The sequence below is a fragment of the Aminobacter sp. P4_D5 genome, assembly GCF_056401815.1.
In genome coordinates, this window is record NZ_JBFUIP010000116.1 from 1 (window position 1) to 17,989 (window position 17,989).

A 17,989-nucleotide genomic window follows, 5' to 3' on the forward strand; every position below is an offset into this window, starting at 1 on the left:
ATGTCCGGCAGGACAGTGAGGGGCAGCGCCAGCATCACAAATCCCGGCTGCAGGACATCAATCTCCCACGCGCTGCAGCTTCAGCTTGTCCTCATAGCCTTTGCGGGCAGCGTTCACTTCGGCGCGCGAACTCACCTCAGGCACCGCGACGTCCCACCAGTGGCCACCTTCCCCTGTCGAAATCAACGGATCCGTATCGATCAGCACCACGGTCGTCCTGTCGCTCTTTCGGGCGCGGTCGAGTGCGGCTTCCATATCGGCGATGGACGATGCCTTTTCGGCATTTGCGCCGAGGCTTTTGGCATGGGCTACGAAGTCGATTTCGGGCAGCACCTCATGGCGGCTGTCACGCAGCAGATTGTTGAAGTTAGCGCCGCCGGTCGCCATCTGCAGCCGGTTGATACAGCCATAGCCGCGGTTGTCTAGCAGAACGATCGTCAGCTTCAACCCGAGCATGACAGATGTCGCGATCTCGGAATTCAACATCAGATAGGAGCCGTCGCCGATCATGATGACGACCTCCCTGTCAGGCCGCGCCATCTTGGCGCCCAGCCCGCCAGCGATCTCATAGCCCATGCAGGAGAAGCCGTATTCCGAGTGATAGGAACCGGGGCTGCCAGCTTGCCATAGCTTGTGCATCTCACCGGGCAAACCGCCCGCCGCGTGAAGTACGATGACTTCGCTGCCAAGCGTGCGCTGCACGGCACCGATCACCTGCGCGTCCGAAGGCAGCGCGGCATTGGTCGCAGCCGTCACCTTGGCCGCCGCCTTGCGCCATTCCGCCTTGCCAGCCTTGGCATTGTCGGTCCAAGCGCTTGGCGCTTTGTAGCCCTTCACGGCAGCTGACAGCTCGACGAGCCCTTCGCGCGCGTCGGCGACCAGCGGCAATGCGCGATGCTTGGCCGCATCGAACAGCTGGACGTTGAGGCCGATGATGGTCTTCCCAGTGCTCTTGAACAGCGACCACGAGCCGGTGGTGAAATCCTGCAACCGCGTGCCGACGGCCAGCACCACATCCGCCTCTTCGGCGAGCCGGTTGGCGGCGGCAGTGCCGGTGACGCCGACAGCAGCCATGTTGAGTGCATGCGCGTCAGTCAGCGCCGACTTTCCGCCTTGCGTCTCGCAGATCGGAATCCCGGTCGCTTCAACAAAGCGGGCAAGTTCTTCCGAAGCACCGGAGTAAAGCACGCCGCCTCCGGCGACGATCAGCGGCTTCTTCGCTGCCTTCAGCACTTCTGCGGCTTTGGCAAGCTCGTCGCGATCGGGCCGCGAACGGCGCTGTGTCCACAGCTTCTCGGCAAAGAAGCTCTCGGGATAGTCATAGGCCTCGGCCTGCACGTCCTGGCACAGCGACAGCGTCACCGGCCCGCATTCGGCCGGGTCGGTCAGAACCTGCATCGCGCGCGCCATCGCCGCAATGATCTGTTCGGGCCTAGTGATGCGGTCGAAATAGCGCGACACCGGGCGGAAGCAGTCATTGACTGATACCGTACCGTCGCCGAAATCCTCGACCTGCTGCAGCACAGGATCGGGCACGCGGTTGGCGAAGACATCGCCAGGCAAGAGCAGCACCGGCAACCGGTTGACATGGGCGAGTGCTGCCGCAGTCACCATGTTGACTGCACCCGGCCCGATGGAGCTGGTCGCCGCCATCATGCGCTGGCGGAAATTTGTCTTTGCGTAAGCAATCGCCGCATGCGCCATCGCCTGCTCATTGTGGGCGCGGAAGGTCGGCAGCTCGTCGCGGACCTGATACAGCGCTTCGCCGATGCCCGCGACATTGCCGTGGCCGAAGATCGCCCAGACGCCGCCGAACAAGGGCAGCTTCTTGCCGTCAATGACGGTCATCTGCCGCGTGAGATACCGCGTCAGCGCCTGCGCCATGGTCAGGCGAATGGTCTTGGTCATGATAAATTCCTCCGCCTTCCTTATGCCGCCCGGCGGCCGCGCGCCGCAAGCCACGCCTTGGTCAGCTGCTCGAAGCGCTGCGCCATGTCGTCGATAGCCGCCTGGTCCGTCATCTTGCCGCCCAGCCATTGCTCCGCCGCATGGGCAAAGATGCTGCGGCCGACAGCAAACCCCTTGACCACCGGCGCATCGGCTGTCGCTGCAAATGCGACCTCCAGATCGGCAAGCGGCGCTTCCAGTCCGAGCAGCACCACGCCCCTGCAATAGGGATCGTTCTTGGTGATCACCGCTTCGATCTTACTCCATGCACCGGCCGAAGCCTGCGGCTCGAGCTTCCACCAGTCTGGCTTGATGCCAAGCGAGTAGAGCTCCTCAAGCGCGCGCGGAATTGTGTCTTCGTCGAGCGCACCATGCTTGCCGGCGATGATCTCGATCAAAAGTTCCCTGCCAACTTTCCGTGCGGCCTCGAACAGCGTGCGCAGCTTCTCCTGCTGCTCGCCCTTGAGTTCGGCCGGATCGTCAGGATGGTAGAAGCACAGGCACTTGATGGTGTGATCGAGTGGCCATTCGACAAGTTGCGAGCCGATGTCTTGCGAGAATTCGAAGCGCAACGGCCGCGAACCCGGCAGTTCCACCGGCCGGCCCATCCAGCCAAAGGGATGGCGGGCGAATTCGAACATCGCCTCACGGCCGAACTTCTCGTCGATCAGCATGCCGTAGCCATCGCGGCCGCCAGCCACCTTGGCCGCAGCCTTCACTGCCAGCACCTTGAAGTCGCGGATGCGCGCGGGATCGGCACCCACGCGGGCAGCGATGTCTTCGAGCTGGATCCGGTGATCGCAGGCCAGCGCCATCATCGAAGGAATATCGTGGCGTCGTGTCGTTGCCCAGTGGACGTGGTTGATCGCTTCGTCCTTGCGCAGCGCGCGCTGCGTGCTGCCGTTCTTGAGGAAGAACTGCAGTTCCTCGAACGTCGGGATTTCCGGCGAACAGAGCAATCGCGACACGGCAAAGGCGCCGCAGGCATTGGCCCAGGTCGCCGAGGTCGCCAGGCTTTCGCCGCCGAGCCAGCCACGCAGGAAGCCTGACATGAAGGCATCGCCCGCGCCCAGCACGTTGTAGACCTCGATCGGAAATCCCTTGCCGATGATGCCGGCTTCGAGATCGTCTGATATCGGCCCGTCATAGACGATGCAGCCCATCGGTCCGCGCTTGAGCACGATGGTTGCCGATGACAGCGCGCGGATGGTCTTGAGCGCCTCGAGCAACTCACTTTCACCAGACGCGATCATCACCTCTTCTTCGGTGCCAACGATCAGGTCGCAATCGGCCAGGACGCCCTTGATATGGTTCGACACTTTGTCGGACGCAATGTAGCGGCTCTCGCCGGCCGCATGACCGGCAAGGCCCCAGAGGTTCGGACGGTAATCGATGTCGAACACGACCTTGCCGCCGGCCTCCTTGATCAGCCGCATCGCCTTGCGTTGCGCGGCATCCGTGGAGGGGCGCGAAAAATGCGTTCCGGTAACGACGATGGCCCGCGCCGAGCGGATGAAATCCGGATCGATATCGTCTTCGTTTAGCGCCATGTCGGCGCAATTCTCGCGGTAGAAGATCAGCGGGAATGTCTTGTCATTTTCGACCGACAAAAGCACCAGTGCGGTCAGCCGTTCCTTGTCGGTCACCAGCCCTTTGTCGGACACGCCTTCGCGCAGCATCTGCTCGCGGATGTAGCGGCCCATATGCTCGTCGCCGACGCGCGTCAGCAGCGCCGAACGCAGTCCGAGCCTTGCCGTGCCGATGGCGATATTGGCCGGGCAGCCGCCCACCGACTTGGCGAAGGACGCGACATCCTCCAGCCGCGAGCCGGTCTGCTGGCCATAAAGATCGACCGAGGCGCGGCCGATGGTGATGACGTCGAGCAGCAGTGTAGGCTGGGTGTTGGGATCGGCCATGTGTTCCTCCCGGTCGCTCCGCCGCGCCGGCCTGCCTTGCGCGATTTGCAACAGGCCAAACGATGAAATTTGAATTCCACAAATCAGTCAATCGGAATGTTCATTCCTTCGCCAGATTGTGCTTCACCACCCCCGCCATTAGCCAGGGGTGGTGGTTGCCGCAGCGATCAGCCCTTCAGGCGAACCGTCTTGCCTTCCTTGACCGACTTCAGCGCCGCGTCCGCGAGTTGCAACGCGATCAGCCCGTCACGGCCACTCGGCGAAACCTTGGCGCCCTTGGTCACCGAAGCAATGAAGGCGGCTATCTCGGCCGCATAGGCCTCGGTGTAGCGTGTCATGAAGAAGTCGTGCAGCGGCGGGCGCGTATAGCCCTTGCCATTGGCGACCTCGATCGAGACGGCACGCTGGTTTTCTGCAGCCACCATGCCGTCCGAACCATGCACCTCGATGCGCTGGTCGTAGCCATAGGTGGCGCRGCGCGAATTGGTGATGACGCATTGCTGGCCAGTCGCTGTCTGTAAGATGACGCTGACACTGTCGAAATCGCCAAGTTCGCCGATCTTCTTGTCGACCAGCACCGAAGCCGTGGCAGTCACCGCCACCGGCTCGGCGCCTAGCAGGAAGCGCGCCATGTCGAAATCGTGGATGGTCATGTCGCGAAAGATGCCGCCCGAACGCGTGATGTACTCAGCCGGCGGTGGGCCAGGATCGCGGGACGTGATCACCACCTGCTCGACCTTGCCGATGGCGCCGTCGTCGATCGCCTTGCGCACGGCGGCGAAATGCGGATCGAAGCGGCGGTTGAAGCCGACCATCAGCGTGCCGCCGGCCTTGTCGACCACGGCGAGGCACTTTTCGACGCGCGCGGCATCGAGGTCGATCGGCTTTTCGCAGAACACCGCCTTGCCGGCGAGCACGAAGCGCTCGATCAGGTCGGCATGCGTATCGGTCGGCGTGCAGATTACCACCGCGTCGATATCAGACGCCTTTTCGATCTGGTCGATGGAACGGACCTCGCAGCCATAGGCCTCGGCCAGATCGTTCGCCGCTTTTTCGAAGGCGTCCGCCACCGCAACGAGTTTCGCCGAAGCATTGGAAGCCAGAGCCTTCGCGTGAACCTTGCCGATGCGGCCTGCGCCCAGGACACCAAACCGAACTGTCATGACAACCTCATTTCCTTGGCCCGCGCCGTCCGGGCCTGCAACTTTGATCTCGGAGGAGTGGCGGACCGCCCGCTGACGGGGTGCCGGGCGGTCCGGATTCTGAATTCAAGCCTTCTTACGCTTGTTCTGGCGATGCTGGTCGATGATCACGGCCGCCACGATGATGATGCCCTTGACGATCTCCTGATAATAGGCGCCGACCTTGAGGAAGGTGAAGCCCGAGGTCATGACGCCGAGGATGATCGTGCCGATGACCGTTCCGGTGATCCGGCCGACACCGCCCGACAGCGAGGTGCCGCCGATGACCGCCGCCGCGATCGCGTCGAGTTCGTAGGCCACGCCCATGCCCGGCTGGCCGGAGGCGGCACGCGCCGCCGTCACCACGCCCGCCAGGCCTGAGAGCAGGCCGGCAATGGCATAGACCTTGATCAGGTGGCCGCCGATATTGATGCCGGACACGCGAGCGGCTTGCGGATTGGCACCGATGGCATAGGTGAACTTGCCGTAGCGGGTGTAGCCCAGAGCGATGTGGAAGATAATCGCGACGAGCAGGAAGATGATGACCGGCAGCGGCAGCGGGAAGCCCATGATGTTGAAGCTCTTGCCGAGCCAGGTGAAGCTGTCGTCGAGCAGCGCCACCGGTTGGCCGAGCGTGTACCATTTGGCAAGGCCGCGTGCCGACACCATCATGCCCAGCGTCGCTATGAAAGGCGGTATCTTGGTTCTGGCGATCAGAAATCCGTTGACTGAGCCGGCAAGCAGGCCGACGCCAAGGCCGGCGAGGATCGCCCAGATCGGCGAAATGTCGGTGAGCGAAGGGTAGACCGCCCTCGGGTTAAGCGACGTCTGCGCCAAGCTTGCCGCCACCATGGCGGCGAGGCCAACGACCGAGCCCGAAGACAGGTCGACACCAGCGGTGATGATGACCTGTGTCACTCCGACCGCGATGATGCCGATCACCGACACCTGCAGGATGATGATCGACAGGCGCTGCTTGTTGGCGAGGAAGCTGTCGCCGACGATGATCCAGCCGAGGATCTCGAAGACAATGGCAATGCCGATCAGCACACCCAGGATCGACACTTCCGGCGGCAGGCGCTTCTTGCTTCCGATAGCGTTTGCGGAACCCGCAATCTCATTCGTCGACATGGTTCTTCCACCCTTGAGCTTATTGGCGCCGTCAGTTCGACGCGAGTTCCATGATCTTCACCTGGCTGGCCTCGGCGCGGTCGAGGAAGCCGGTCACCCTGCCCTCGTGCACCACCATGATGCGGTCGCTCATGCCCAGCACCTCGGGCATCTCCGACGAGATCATGATCACACCCACACCCTGCCCGGCGAGCTTGGATATCAGCCTGTGAATCTCCGCCTTGGCGCCGACATCTATGCCGCGGGTCGGCTCATCGAGAATCAGGATCTTCGGCTTGGTCAAAAGCCAGCGAGCGATCAGCACTTTTTGCTGGTTACCGCCCGACAGGTTGATGATCGGCTCGGCCATGTTAGGGGTCTTGACCCTGAGCGCCTGGCTGATCTCCATCGAATCCTTGGTCAGCTGCTTCTGCTTGACGAAGCCATTCTTGACGTAACCCGACTGCAGCACCGCCATCTGGGTGTTTTCCTGGATGTCGAGCAAAAGGAAGCAGCCGGTCTCTTTGCGGTCCTCGGTCAGGAAGGCCATGCCGTGCCCCATCGCCACAGCCGGGCTATTGATGCGCACGCTCTTGCCGAACAGTTCGATCGTGCCATCGTCAGCGGGCGTGACACCAAAAAGCGTTTCGGCGATGTTCGAGCGGCCTGAACCGACCAGTCCGGCAATGCCGAGAATTTCGCCCGAACGCAGATCAAACGACACGTCGCTGAACACCCCCTTGAGCGTGAGCCCCTTGGCGGACAGCACCACCTCGCCGATCGGCACTTCCTCCTTGGGGAACATCTGGGTGATTTCGCGCCCCACCATCATGCGGATGATGTCGTCGCGCTTGACCTCATGCGAGGATTTGGTGGCGATGTACTTGCCGTCGCGGAACACCGACACCTCGTCGGCGATCTCGAACAGCTCATTCATCTTGTGGGTGATGTAGATGATGCCTTTGCCCTGCTCCCGTAGGGTGCGGATGATCGTGAACAGGTGATCGACCTCGCGCTCGGTGAGCGCCGATGTCGGCTCGTCCATGATCAGCACGTCGGATTCGTAAGACACCGCCTTGGCGATCTCGACCATCTGGCGGTTGGCGACACTCAGCGTGCCGACCTGCACATCGGGGTCGAGGTCGATGTTGAGGCGCTTGAACAACGCCGCCGTCTTGCGGTGCATCTCGCCGTGATCGACGAAGCCGAAGCGGCTTGTCGGCTCGCGGCGGATCCAGATGTTTTCGGCCACCGTCATCGGCCCCATCAGGTTCAGTTCCTGATGGATCATGGCGATGCCGTTTTCGAGCGCATCGAGCGGGCCGTTGAGCTTGATGTCCTTGCCACGCAGCTTGAAGCTGCCGGAGTCGGGCGTGTAGATGCCAGCAACGATCTTCATCAGCGTCGACTTGCCCGCGCCGTTTTCGCCCATCAGCGCATGCACGCTGCCGCGCTTGAGGCGAAGCTGGACATTGTCGAGGGCAAGCACGCCTGGGAATTCCTTGCGCACGTCGGCCACTTCGAGAAGATAGTCAGGTGCAGGCACAGCGCCGCTTTCGCGTGCCGCCTCGGTCATGCCAGGGCTCTGCATATCTGTTCTCCCAGACCCGGCTCAAGCACGGCTTGAGGCACGGAGGAAAATGCGCCGCCGCCATGCGGCGACGCATTTCATGGATAATATCAGTTCTTGGAGGTGAACTGTTCCATGTTTTCAGGCGTCACCAGCTGGAAGGGGATCCACACCTTGGGCTCGACCTTCTCGCCCTTGGCAAGCGCCATCGCCGCCTTGACCGCACCGCCACCCTGGCCGGCCGCATCCTGGAACACGGTCACGTCGAGATCGCCGGCCTTCATATAGGCAAGCGCTTCCTGCGTGGCGTCGACGCCGCCGACGACGACGTCCTTCATGTCCCAACCTGCGGCCTTCATGGCATTGATCGCACCGATCGCCATGTTGTCGTTGTTGGAAATCACGGCATCAGGCTTGTGCCCGGCAGCGATCCAGTTGGTCATCAGGTCCTGCGCCTTGACCGGATCCCAGCCAGCGGTCTGTTCGTCGATGATCTTGATGAACGAGCAATCGGGCGTCGCGATCACGTCGTGAACGTCCTTGGTGCGCATCTGCGCGGCCTGGTTGGCAAGATCACCCTGCATGACCAGGATGCCAGCCTCGGTCTTCCCGGCTGCCTTGAGGATGCGGCACACTTCCTTGGTCTCGAGCGTGCCGGAATCGGCCTCGTTCGAAGCCACGAAGGCGCCCTTTTCACCAAGCGCATCGACGTCGATCGGCTGGCGGTTGACATAGACGATCGGAATGCCGGCGTCGTTGGCCAGCTTGGTCATCGGTCCGGTCGCCGAGGTGTCGACGGCGTTGACGATGATGGCATCGACCTTGGCGGCGATGAAGTTCTGAACCTGCGAAAGCTGCTTGTTGACGTCGTCATCGGCAATTTCGATCACGACTGGCTGGCTCGCATCCGCCGCGGCCTTTTCGATACCCTTGCGCAGAACCGTCAGGAACGTATCGGAATTGGCCATGCTGACGCCAATGTCGGCAGCAAACGCGGAGCCCGTCATCAGCGCGCACATGGCTCCGCCGAGCAAATATTTCTTCATGATCAYTCTCCTCCAAGAATGGTGCCCGGCCGCACCCCATAGTGCCGGAAGTCCGCGGCTCGGCCGAAGACCCATATCCACGGGCGCCACCATCGCTCCTCCGCGATGTAAGCATGCCGCCCGCCTCCCGATGGTGCCGGCCCGAATTCAGAATGTTCGGGCCGTGTTTTTTCTATATGAAATATTTATTCCATATTCCAGGCGAACGTCAAGTGATATTCCATCGTGCGCGCATCAATCTGGGGCGCAGCCGAAGACGAACCCGCGCCACCTTGGCGCGGATCAATTGAAGGGCAATTCTGGATATGAAATCAGGCCCGCGAACGGATGTATTCCATGCTCTGAGCGAGTTGCGAGCGAGGATCGGCAAGACCGTGGACGGCGGGCGAGAATGGCTCGAACGACAGCAACCCGGCATAGCCGCCTGCCATCAGCGCGCGGATCTGGCCGACATTGTCGAGCCTGTCGCCGGCATCGACCAGGATGCGGTGCGGGTCGCGCATGTCGGCGACACGCACGGCGGGATCATCGACGCCGGAGATATGCACGAGGCCGGTCATTCCGGGGAAAATGTCGGGTTCGCCGGCGAGATGATGGTGGAACGTGTCATGGACCATGCGGAACGCTGCGATGCCATCGACATCAGCGATGGCTTCGGCCGCTTCGCGCTTGGAGCGCAGAGAGCAGATCTCGAAGCCTAGCGGCTCGACCAGGCCGCGAATACCCCTGTCGCCCAGGATGGATTTCAACGCGCCAAGGGCCGTCCGCACATTGCGTTGCCGCTCGCCGTCGGCCTGCCCCGAACCGTCATTGACCGGCACCAGAACGAGCGCTTCGGCGCCGACGTCGCGGGCATAATCGGCGAGTTCGATGGCCTCGGCCTCACGCGCCGCATTCCATTCGTTGAAACGCTGCAGCGCGTTGATGCTTGTTATGGATATTCCATTTTCAGCCGCCAGCTCGCGGATCGCCTTGGCTGGCGCGCCATCGATGATGGCGTTGTCGGCGAGGTCGTTGCGGATTTCGACGTCATTTACGCCCAGCTGACGGCACAGCGCGAAGAAGTCCGCCGGCTTGAGATTCGGCGCCACCATATGGTTCAGTGCGAATTTGAGATTGCTGGTCGTGGCCATGCCGACATCCTCCCGGGCAAAGGCGCCGCAACATACCGGCGGCATTTCCATTCCATTCCGCTCAGTCTCCGGAATAGTCAATCTGGAAAATGAGAAGAAACCATCATTGCTGATAGATTCATGGATCAGATGTTTTCCGGCAGATAGATATCGAACGGCAGGAAAGTCTGTCCCGGCGCGTTGGCCGCTCCCTCCTCGATGGAATGCGCCATCAGTCCGACAAGCTCGCGACACAGCGCCTGGAGAGGCGTGGCGATCACCATCACGGCCAACTCCTCGGCAAGCGCCGCGCGCGTCTCCGTGGTGATCTCGTTGCAGATCAACACCGGCAGAGGATTGGGCCGGACCTGCCGCAGCGCTGAAATCGAGCCTTCGGTGCCGCCACCAGCGACATAGCAGCCGACGAGATCGGGATGCCGCCCAAGGAGGCCGGCAACCGCCTCATGCGTCATCTCATGGGATTCATGATTGACGATGGTTTCCAGCACGGTGAATTCAGGTGCGTGCTCGCGGAAGAACGCGCGAAAGCCTATTTCGCGCAATTCGTGACCATGGAACCGATGGCTGCCAACGAACAGTGCCACCTTCCCCGGTTTTCCAGCGCATTTGGCGATCATCCAGGCGGCGGTTCGGCCGACCTTGAGATTGTCGATGCCCACATAACCCTCGCGCACGCCGGTGGCGAAGTCCGAAAGCAAAGAAAAGACCGGGATACCGCGCGTTTTCATCTCGGCGACGGCAGCGGTCACCGTCGGATGATCCGGACTGACCAATGCGACGGCGTCGCAATTGGCCGCCAGCCGGTGCAACCGTTCGACGATTTCTTCAGGTGCCAGCGACTGCGCGAAATCGATGGCGGCCCCCCCTCGAAAGCGCTCGGCCTGCGCGATCGCCTTTTCCAGCTCGCTTGCGAAGCTGCGGTAGAACACATCCCTGGGGCGCAACAACAGGAAGCCGAGCCGATACTCCGGCAGCTCCTTGCGCATGCGCTGCGCGATCAGCCCGGCGGCGTGATAGCCGATGCCGGTCGCCGCCTCATAGACGCGCCGCGCCGTTTCCTCGCGCACGGGCAGGCGGCCGTTGAGCACACGGTCGACCGTCGCGACGCTGACACCCGAAACCCGGGCGAGATCAGAAATGGTGGGCCGCTTGCTCATGGGTGCTTTCCCGCTCGTAGACGCGCTTGTCAGGCAACCATAACCCATTCTGATAGAAAATGATAGAAACTATCATCCTCCGATTGAGAGAATTGCATGAGTGGATTATGTTTCTCCCCGTAAACGACCTCCGGCTGACATCGCCGAGCCGTTTCCGAGTTTCAGGGAGAGAGCCATGACCGTGACGCCTTCGGCGCGCGACTACAGCCTCGTCGGCCAGGACTCCAGGCGTGCCGTGGAAAGCGGCCTCGCCGCCGCCGAGTGGTACCACACCGACATTCCCCGCAAGCAAATGAAGGAGCTGATGCAGCGCTCCGACGGACCGGCCATCCGCGACACGGCGATGTGGCTCGGCCTGCTCATTGCCTTCGGCGCTGCCGGGGCCGCCCTTTGGGGCAGCTGGTGGTGCGTTCCCTTCTTCCTTTGCTACGGCGTGCTCTACGGCTCGGCCACCGACTCGCGCTGGCATGAATGCGGCCACGGCACCGCCTTCAAGACGCAGTGGATGAACGACGTGGTCTATCAGATCGCCTGCTTCATGATCATGCGCAATCCGGTGACCTGGCGCTGGAGTCACACCCGTCATCACACCGACACTGTCATCGTCGGCCGCGATCCCGAGATCGCCGTGATGCGCCCGCCGGACCTTTTGCGCGTCGTGCTCAACTTCTTCGGCATCATCGACGTCTGGCACGCGCTGGTCGACATGATCCGCAACGCGGCGGGCGTGCTGAGCCCTGCTGAAAAGACTTTCATTCCCGAGCAGGAACAGCACAAGGCAATCCGCATCGCCCGCATCTGGGTGGCGATCTATGTCGCGACAATCGCTCTGGCGGTCTATTCCGGCTCGTGGCTGCCGCTGATGCTGATTGGCCTGCCGCGTCTGTACGGCGCCTGGCACCATCTGCTCACCGGCCTGCTGCAGCATGGCGGCCTCGCCGACAATGTCATCGACCACAGGCTCAACAGCCGCACAGTGCTGATGAACCCGGTCAGCCGCTTCATCTACTGGAACATGAACTATCACGTCGAACACCATATGTTCCCCATGGTGCCCTACCATGCGCTGCCCAAGCTGCATGAGATGATCAAGCACGACCTGCCGGCACCATGTCAGTCGATCATGGCCGGCTACCGCGAAATGGTGCCTGCCTTCCTGCGCCAGCTCCGCAACGAGGACTATTTCGTCAAGCGTGAGCTGCCGCCGACGGCCCGGCCCTATCGCGACGACTTCGATCAGGCAACGGCCGTAACGGCGGAATGATGCTTCCCAATGCAACGTGAGGGCGGCGGTTTTGCCGTTGCCCCGACCAAAAAATTCTCAGGGAGAGAGACGATGAGCGACTGGGTAGAGGCCTGCGCGGCCGACGACATCGACGAGGAAGACGTCATGCGCTTCGACCATGACGGACGCACCTTTGCCATCTACCGCAGCCCGGATGACGAGTTCTTCGCCACCGACGGCCTGTGCACGCACGAGCAGATCCATCTGTCGCAAGGGCTTGTCATGGGCGACATCATCGAGTGCCCCAAGCACAATGGCCGCTTCAACTACAAGACCGGTGCCGCTCGTGGCGCGCCCGTCTGTGTCAACCTCAAGACCTATCCGGTGAAAGTCGACGCCGGCAAGGTCTTCGTCCAGCTGGGTTGAAACCAATGGCGGCGGGAATGGTCATCATCGGTGCCGGCGAATGCGGGACACGCGCGGCCTTTGCACTTCGCGAGGCAGGCTATGACGGCACGGTCACGCTTGTCGGCGCCGAAGCACATCTGCCCTACGAGCGCCCGCCACTGTCGAAGGAGGCGATGGTCGATCCTGAAGCTCCGTCCATCAAAGCCATTGCGGATACCGCCCGCCTCGCAGAACATCGCATCGACTTGCTCGGCTCGACCTCGGTCACCTCGATCGACCGGGCGAACCGCACGATCCGGCTCACCAACGGGTCCGACCTCGACTACGACCAGCTTTTGATTGCAACGGGTTCCATCCCGCGCAAGCTGCCGATGGGCGGCCTCGGGCCACGTTGCGTTGATCTCCGCACTTTCGACGACGCGCTCGCCATTCGTGCCCATCTGCGTACCGGTTCGCATGTCGCCATCGTCGGCGGCGGTTTCATCGGGCTCGAACTCGCCGCATCGGCGCGCAAGCTGGGTGCATTGGTCACCGTCATCGAAGCCCAGCCGCGGATCCTCATGCGTGGCGTTCCCGAGGAGATTGCCCAGGTCGTCCACGAGGCCCACTGTGCTGAAGGCGTCGACATTGTCTGCGGCGACGGCATCGCCTCGATCGAAGACAACGGCACCAGCGTCCGCATCACGCTTTCAAGCGGCACGGCTATTGCGGCTGACCTCGCCATCATCGGCATCGGTGCCATTCCGGTCACCGCGCTTGCCGAAACTTCCGGCCTGGCCCTCAACAACGGCATCGCGGTCGATGCCCAGCTACGCACCAGCGACCCGCACGTCTTTGCAGCCGGCGACTGCTGCTCGTTCCCGCTCGCCGTCTATGGCGACCGCCGGGTGCGGCTGGAGGCATGGCGCAGCGCCCAGGAGCACGGCGCACTCGCCGCGCGCAACATGCTGGGCGCTGAAGAAGCGCATGGGGCGGTGCCCTGGTTCTGGTCCGATCAGTATGGGCTTACGCTGCAAATCGCCGGCCTGCCCGACGAGGGCGAGCTTTCGGTGCGCCGCGATCTCGACGACGGCGCCTTCATCCTGTTTCACCTCAAGAACGATGGCCGCCTGGTCGCTGCCAGCGGCATCGGTCCAGGCAATGCGGTCGCCCGCGACATCAGGCTCGCCGAAATGCTGATTGGCAAATCGGCGCACCCTGACCCAGCGGCACTGGCCTCGCCTTCGACCAAGCTCAAGAGCCTGCTCGCCGCCTGATTTAGGTAAAAGCAGCTTGAGAATCGGATGGGTTTCCGTGACTCTGCGTTGGGGTGGCTTGCCTCGCGGAGGTGTCAAAAATGCCGGTCACGGAATTCGGACGCATGGACGATGGATCGCTTGTCGAAGCGATCACCATTGCCGCCCCAGGCATCGAAGCCAAAATCCTCACCTTCGGCGCAACACTTGCCGATCTGATTGTTGAGACGCCGAGCGGTCCGCGCTCCGTGATCCTGGGTTTCGACGATTTCGACGGATACCTCACCCATGGCGGTTATTTCGGCGCCATTGCCGGGCGCTGCGCCAACCGCATTGCCGGCGGCCGCTTTACTCTCGATGGACAGGAACATCAGCTTGATCTCAACGAAGCCGGCCGCACCCATTTGCATGGCGGTGGTGACGGCTTCTTCCGCCGCAACTGGACCATCGTCGACACCAGCGAGAGTTCCGTCCTGCTCGCCTTGACCTCGCCCGACGGCGACCAGGGCTATCCCGGCAAGGTCATCGCCACCTGCCGCTACTCCCTCACATCAGTCCGCCTGAGCATCGCGCTCGGCGCGCGCGCGGACGCACCCACTTTGGTCAATCTCGCGACGCATGCCTACTTCAACCTCGACGGCTCAGGCTCGATCCTCGACCACCGCCTCAAGATCGCCGCCGAGGCCTACACGCCGGTCGACGGACAAAGCATTCCAACCGGCGAGGTGCAGGCGACTGACGAAACCGTCTTCGACTTCCGCGAACTACGTCCGATCCGAAACGGGCCGGACGGTGCTCATACCGCCTACGATCACAATTTCGTCCTGGCCATGCAGCCAGCACCCGAACCATGGCACGCGGCCCGGCTTGAGGGCGCGCGGTCGGGTATCCGCCTCGACCTCTGGACCACCGAGCCGGGGCTGCAATTCTACGATGGGGCTTTCCTGCCCGTCGCACCACCGTTGCGCGGCGGCATCGAGCCGGTACGCCATGGCGGGCTTTGCCTGGAGCCGCAGCGTTTTCCAGATGCCATCCATCATCCGCATTTCCCGAGCGCAGTGCTGAGGCCGGGTGAGATCTATTCGCAGGTCACCGAATATCGGTTCTCAATGGTGGAGTAGCTACACCCAGCCGCCGTCGACGACGAAATTCTGCGCCGTGCACATCTTGGAATCGTCGGCGGCGAGAAACAGCGCCATCCGCGCGATGTCGTCAGGCATCACACGCCCGGCCAGGCATTGGGCCTTGTCGATCTCGGCGTTCGCCGCGTCGTCGACCCAGAGGTCGAGTTGGCGTTTGGTCATCACCCAGCCCGGCACCAGCGTGTTCACCCGGATGCCGTGCTTGCCGAGGTCGCGGGCAAAGGAGCGCGTCATGCCGTGCACAGCCGCCTTGGACGACGCATAGATCGGATAGCCACCCGACGCCTTCATCCAGCCGATCGAGCCGAAATTGACGATCGAGCCGCCGCCCGCAACGATCATGCCGGGCGCAACCGCCTGTATGGCAAAGAACGCATGCCGCAAATTCACCGCCACGCGGCTGTCGTAATAGTCCGGCGTCACCTCGCGCCAGTCGTGGCGCGTGTCGTTAGCGGCGTTGTTGACCATCGCAAGCGTTGGCCCATGCAAGGCCTCGATCTCGGCGATTGCGTTCCGATAGGCCTCGATGTCGGTGACATCGCACTGCCGGAAAGCCACCGTGCCGCCTGCAGCCACCAGCTCGTCGGCCAGCGCCTTGCCCTCGGTCTCGGCCAGATCGACGAAGCCGACCCTGGCGCCCTGCCCGGCAAAACCGCGTACCAACGCCTCGCCGATGCCGGTCGCACCGCCCGATATCAGCACCGGTCGTCCTGCAAGGCTTGGATAGTTTCCCATCATCTCCGTCATCTCACAGAGCTCGAACGGCAACCGGCGCCGTCGCCCGCGCCAGCTTGAGCGGGTTTCTCAGTGGCAGGCCGAAATCCTTGGCCTCGATCTCGAACACATCGCCCGGCTCGGCCTTCACCCCATCGGCAAAGGACAGGGTTGCCGTGCCAAACATGTGCACATGCACATCGCCCGGCTGGCGGAAGACGCCATACTTGAAATGGTGGTGCTCAAGATTGGCGATGGTGTGAGACATGTTGGCCTCGCCCGACAGGAACGGCTTTTCCCATATCGTCCTGCCCGCACGGATGATCCGCGACGTGCCCCTGATATCAGCCGGAAGATCGCCCACCAAAATCTCCGGGCCAAAGGCGGCGTTCCTCAGCTTCGAATGAGCGAGGTAAAGATAATTGATGCGCTCAGTCACGTGGTCGGAGAACTCGTTGGCGAGGGCGAAACCGATGCGATAGGGCGTGCCGTCGTCGCCCACCAGATAAATGCCGGCGATCTCCGGCTCCTCGCCGGCGTCGAGCGCGAAAGAAGGCGACGTCAGCGCCTTGCCGGGGTCGACCACCATGTTGCCATTGCCCTTGTAGAACCACTCCGGCTGAACGCCCACCTGGCCGCGCGCCGGCTTGCCGCCTTCGAGCCCCATGCGAAACATCTTCATGGAGTCGGTCAGGGCTTCGTCGCCCTCGGCATTCAGCTTCTTGTGCATGCTGTCGCGCGTCGCCGCTGAGCCCAGATGGGTAAGCCCTGTGCCTGTGAGATGCAGATGCGCGGGGTCGGGATGCCGGACCGGCGAGAGCAATTGCCCGGCGCGCGCTGCCGCATCGAGGTCGACGACGTCGCCCAGGCCTCGATCGGCCACGACTGTGGCGAGCGTCGTTCCAGCGCGAACCGCCTCCAGCGCCAGCGCATAGATCGACTTGGCATCGTTGACCATGCGCGCGGTCTCACCCTCGCGTACCGCCACCCGGCTCTTGCCGTCGGCGGAGATTATCTGGGACATCAGCATTCCGGCACTCCTTTCGTTTCGCCGCAACCGTCTCCGGTGGTCGGCGAAAAACTTGCCTCCGCGAGACGGCGTACCGCCCGCGTTCAAACCCTCGATCTCATGATTGCGGCCCTGCCTCGCAGCGCCGCCGTCAGCCGCCTCTGCGGCTCAAGTCTTGTTCTTGTTGTAGACGTCGAACACCACCGCCCCGAGCAGCACCAGGCCCTTGATCACCTGCTGCCAGTCGATATTGACGCCCATGATCGACATGCCGTTGTTCATCACGCCCATGATGAAGGCGCCGATGACCGCCCCCGCCACCTGGCCGACGCCACCCATTGCCGACGCCCCGCCGATGAAGACGGCGGCAATGACGTCGAGCTCGAAGCCCAGTCCCGCCTTCGGCGTCGCGGTATTGAGGCGTGCGGCGAAGATGAGGCCGGCGAGCGCCGCAAGCACCCCCATGATGATGAAGACGGTGAAGGTCAGCCGCTCGGTCTTGACGCCCGAAAGCTTGGCCGCCTTCTCGTTGCCGCCCATGGCGTAGATGCGCCGGCCAAGCGTCGTGCGCTTGGTGACGAACACGAACAGCGCGATCAGCACGCCCATCACGATCAGCACGTTGGGCAGGCCCTTGTAGGATGCCATCATGTAGGTGAGGAACAAGACGATGCCGGCGATCACCACGTTCTTGGCGACGAACAGCGCGAAAGGCTCGGCCTCGTAGCCGTGTTTCTCGCGGCTGGCCCGGCTCTTGATGGCGAAATAGAGCATGGCCGTAACGATCGCGAGACCGATCACCAGCGTTGTCGAATGCAGCTTCACCCCGGCAACCGACATCGGCCCGATCACATCGGGGATGAAGCCTGCGCTGAGCAACTGGAACTCGGGCGGAAACGGTCCCACCGACTTTCCGCCGAGCAGCCACAAGGCGAGGCCCTTGAACACGAGCATGCCGGCGAGGGTGACGATGAAGGACGGGATCTTCATATAGGCGATCCAGTACCCCTGGCTGGCCCCGATGAAGCCGCCGACAACCAGGCAGATCAGCGTCGCGAGGATCGGGTCGAGCTTGTATTGCACCATCAGCACCGCCGCGATCGCGCCAACGAAGCCCGACACCGACCCGACCGACAGGTCGATGTGGCCGGAGACGATGACCAGCAGCATGCCAAGCGCCATGATGATGATATAGC

General features: G+C 62.6%; 15 protein-coding genes. 4 read left to right on the top strand and 11 right to left on the bottom strand.

Annotation, left to right across the window (positions count from 1 at the left end):
* Positions 1-57 precede the first annotated feature (57 nt).
* From iolD to AC1DWF_RS21610, 8 genes are all read right to left on the bottom strand, one after another.
* A complete protein-coding gene (gene iolD, locus AC1DWF_RS21575) occupies positions 58-1,908 on the bottom strand; it encodes a 3D-(3,5/4)-trihydroxycyclohexane-1,2-dione acylhydrolase (decyclizing) (RefSeq protein ID WP_476783140.1) in 1,851 nt (616 codons plus the stop codon).
* Positions 1,909-1,928: 20 nt separating this feature from the next.
* Complete coding sequence (locus AC1DWF_RS21580; protein WP_476783141.1) at positions 1,929-3,863, bottom strand: bifunctional 5-dehydro-2-deoxygluconokinase/5-dehydro-2-deoxyphosphogluconate aldolase; 1,935 nt, start codon at positions 3,861-3,863, stop codon at positions 1,929-1,931.
* A 167-nt stretch (positions 3,864-4,030) separates the two neighbouring features.
* On the bottom strand, positions 4,031-5,026 hold the full coding sequence (iolG, locus tag AC1DWF_RS21585; RefSeq protein ID WP_476842042.1) for an inositol 2-dehydrogenase: 996 nt from the start codon (positions 5,024-5,026) through the stop codon (positions 4,031-4,033).
* A 105-nt stretch (positions 5,027-5,131) separates the two neighbouring features.
* A complete protein-coding gene (locus tag AC1DWF_RS21590) occupies positions 5,132-6,175 on the bottom strand; it encodes an ABC transporter permease (protein ID WP_476783143.1) in 1,044 nt (347 codons plus the stop codon).
* 31 nt (positions 6,176-6,206) lie between these two features.
* Entirely contained in the window at positions 6,207-7,745 is a 1,539-nt protein-coding gene (locus AC1DWF_RS21595) for a sugar ABC transporter ATP-binding protein (protein ID WP_476783144.1), read from the bottom strand.
* A gap of 89 nt (positions 7,746-7,834) precedes the next feature.
* Positions 7,835-8,770: a substrate-binding domain-containing protein gene (locus tag AC1DWF_RS21600; RefSeq protein WP_476783145.1), complete on the bottom strand. Its 936-nt coding sequence runs from the start codon at positions 8,768-8,770 to the stop codon at positions 7,835-7,837.
* A gap of 311 nt (positions 8,771-9,081) precedes the next feature.
* Positions 9,082-9,903, bottom strand: a complete 822-nt coding sequence (locus tag AC1DWF_RS21605; RefSeq protein WP_476783146.1) for a TIM barrel protein — start codon at positions 9,901-9,903, stop codon at positions 9,082-9,084.
* Positions 9,904-10,028: 125 nt separating this feature from the next.
* Positions 10,029-11,060, bottom strand: coding sequence for a LacI family DNA-binding transcriptional regulator (locus AC1DWF_RS21610; protein WP_476787906.1), 1,032 nt, complete (start codon positions 11,058-11,060; stop codon positions 10,029-10,031).
* 175 nt (positions 11,061-11,235) lie between these two features.
* On the opposite strand from AC1DWF_RS21610, the gene AC1DWF_RS21615 reads away from it, so the two are divergent.
* The 4 genes from AC1DWF_RS21615 to AC1DWF_RS21630 all read left to right on the top strand — a co-directional run bounded on the left by AC1DWF_RS21615 (position 11,236) and on the right by AC1DWF_RS21630 (position 15,049).
* Positions 11,236-12,324 carry a fatty acid desaturase family protein gene (locus AC1DWF_RS21615; RefSeq protein WP_476787144.1) on the top strand — a complete coding sequence of 363 codons (1,089 nt, stop codon included), beginning with the start codon at positions 11,236-11,238 and terminating at the stop codon, positions 12,322-12,324.
* Positions 12,325-12,396: 72 nt separating this feature from the next.
* Complete coding sequence (locus AC1DWF_RS21620; RefSeq protein WP_476787905.1) at positions 12,397-12,711, top strand: MocE family 2Fe-2S type ferredoxin; 315 nt, start codon at positions 12,397-12,399, stop codon at positions 12,709-12,711.
* A 17-nt stretch (positions 12,712-12,728) separates the two neighbouring features.
* Positions 12,729-13,949, top strand: coding sequence for an NAD(P)/FAD-dependent oxidoreductase (locus tag AC1DWF_RS21625; RefSeq protein ID WP_476787904.1), 1,221 nt, complete (start codon positions 12,729-12,731; stop codon positions 13,947-13,949).
* Between the two features lie 80 nt (positions 13,950-14,029).
* A complete protein-coding gene (locus AC1DWF_RS21630) occupies positions 14,030-15,049 on the top strand; it encodes an aldose epimerase family protein (protein WP_476784814.1) in 1,020 nt (339 codons plus the stop codon).
* Here the strand turns inward: AC1DWF_RS21630 and AC1DWF_RS21635 are convergent, their stop codons facing one another.
* The 3 genes from AC1DWF_RS21635 to mmsB all read right to left on the bottom strand — a co-directional run.
* Entirely contained in the window at positions 15,050-15,817 is a 768-nt protein-coding gene (locus AC1DWF_RS21635) for an SDR family NAD(P)-dependent oxidoreductase (protein WP_476784815.1), read from the bottom strand. It lies immediately after the preceding gene.
* Position 15,818: 1 nt separating this feature from the next.
* Positions 15,819-16,814, bottom strand: a complete 996-nt coding sequence (araD1, locus tag AC1DWF_RS21640) for an AraD1 family protein (protein ID WP_476784816.1) — start codon at positions 16,812-16,814, stop codon at positions 15,819-15,821.
* A gap of 147 nt (positions 16,815-16,961) precedes the next feature.
* A partial coding sequence (gene mmsB / locus AC1DWF_RS21645; protein WP_476842043.1) for a multiple monosaccharide ABC transporter permease occupies positions 16,962-17,989 on the bottom strand: 1,028 nt, incomplete at its 5' end.

Bases quoted from the DNA above. Each gene is read 5' to 3' on its own strand.
- iolD (WP_476783140.1), bottom strand. From the start codon at position 1,908: ATGACCAAGACCATTCGCCTGACCATGGCGCAGGCGCTGACGCGGTAT.
- AC1DWF_RS21580 (WP_476783141.1), bottom strand. From the start codon at position 3,863: ATGGCCGATCCCAACACCCAGCCTACACTGCTGCTCGACGTCATCACC.
- AC1DWF_RS21590 (WP_476783143.1), bottom strand. From the start codon at position 6,175: ATGTCGACGAATGAGATTGCGGGTTCCGCAAACGCTATCGGAAGCAAG.
- AC1DWF_RS21595 (WP_476783144.1), bottom strand. From the start codon at position 7,745: ATGCAGAGCCCTGGCATGACCGAGGCGGCACGCGAAAGCGGCGCTGTG.
- AC1DWF_RS21600 (WP_476783145.1), bottom strand. From the start codon at position 8,770: ATGAAGAAATATTTGCTCGGCGGAGCCATGTGCGCGCTGATGACGGGC.
- AC1DWF_RS21605 (WP_476783146.1), bottom strand. From the start codon at position 9,903: ATGGCCACGACCAGCAATCTCAAATTCGCACTGAACCATATGGTGGCG.
- AC1DWF_RS21610 (WP_476787906.1), bottom strand. From the start codon at position 11,060: ATGAGCAAGCGGCCCACCATTTCTGATCTCGCCCGGGTTTCGGGTGTC.
- AC1DWF_RS21615 (WP_476787144.1), top strand. From the start codon at position 11,236: ATGACCGTGACGCCTTCGGCGCGCGACTACAGCCTCGTCGGCCAGGAC.
- AC1DWF_RS21620 (WP_476787905.1), top strand. From the start codon at position 12,397: ATGAGCGACTGGGTAGAGGCCTGCGCGGCCGACGACATCGACGAGGAA.
- AC1DWF_RS21625 (WP_476787904.1), top strand. From the start codon at position 12,729: ATGGTCATCATCGGTGCCGGCGAATGCGGGACACGCGCGGCCTTTGCA.
- AC1DWF_RS21630 (WP_476784814.1), top strand. From the start codon at position 14,030: ATGCCGGTCACGGAATTCGGACGCATGGACGATGGATCGCTTGTCGAA.
- AC1DWF_RS21635 (WP_476784815.1), bottom strand. From the start codon at position 15,817: ATGACGGAGATGATGGGAAACTATCCAAGCCTTGCAGGACGACCGGTG.
- araD1 (WP_476784816.1), bottom strand. From the start codon at position 16,814: ATGCTGATGTCCCAGATAATCTCCGCCGACGGCAAGAGCCGGGTGGCG.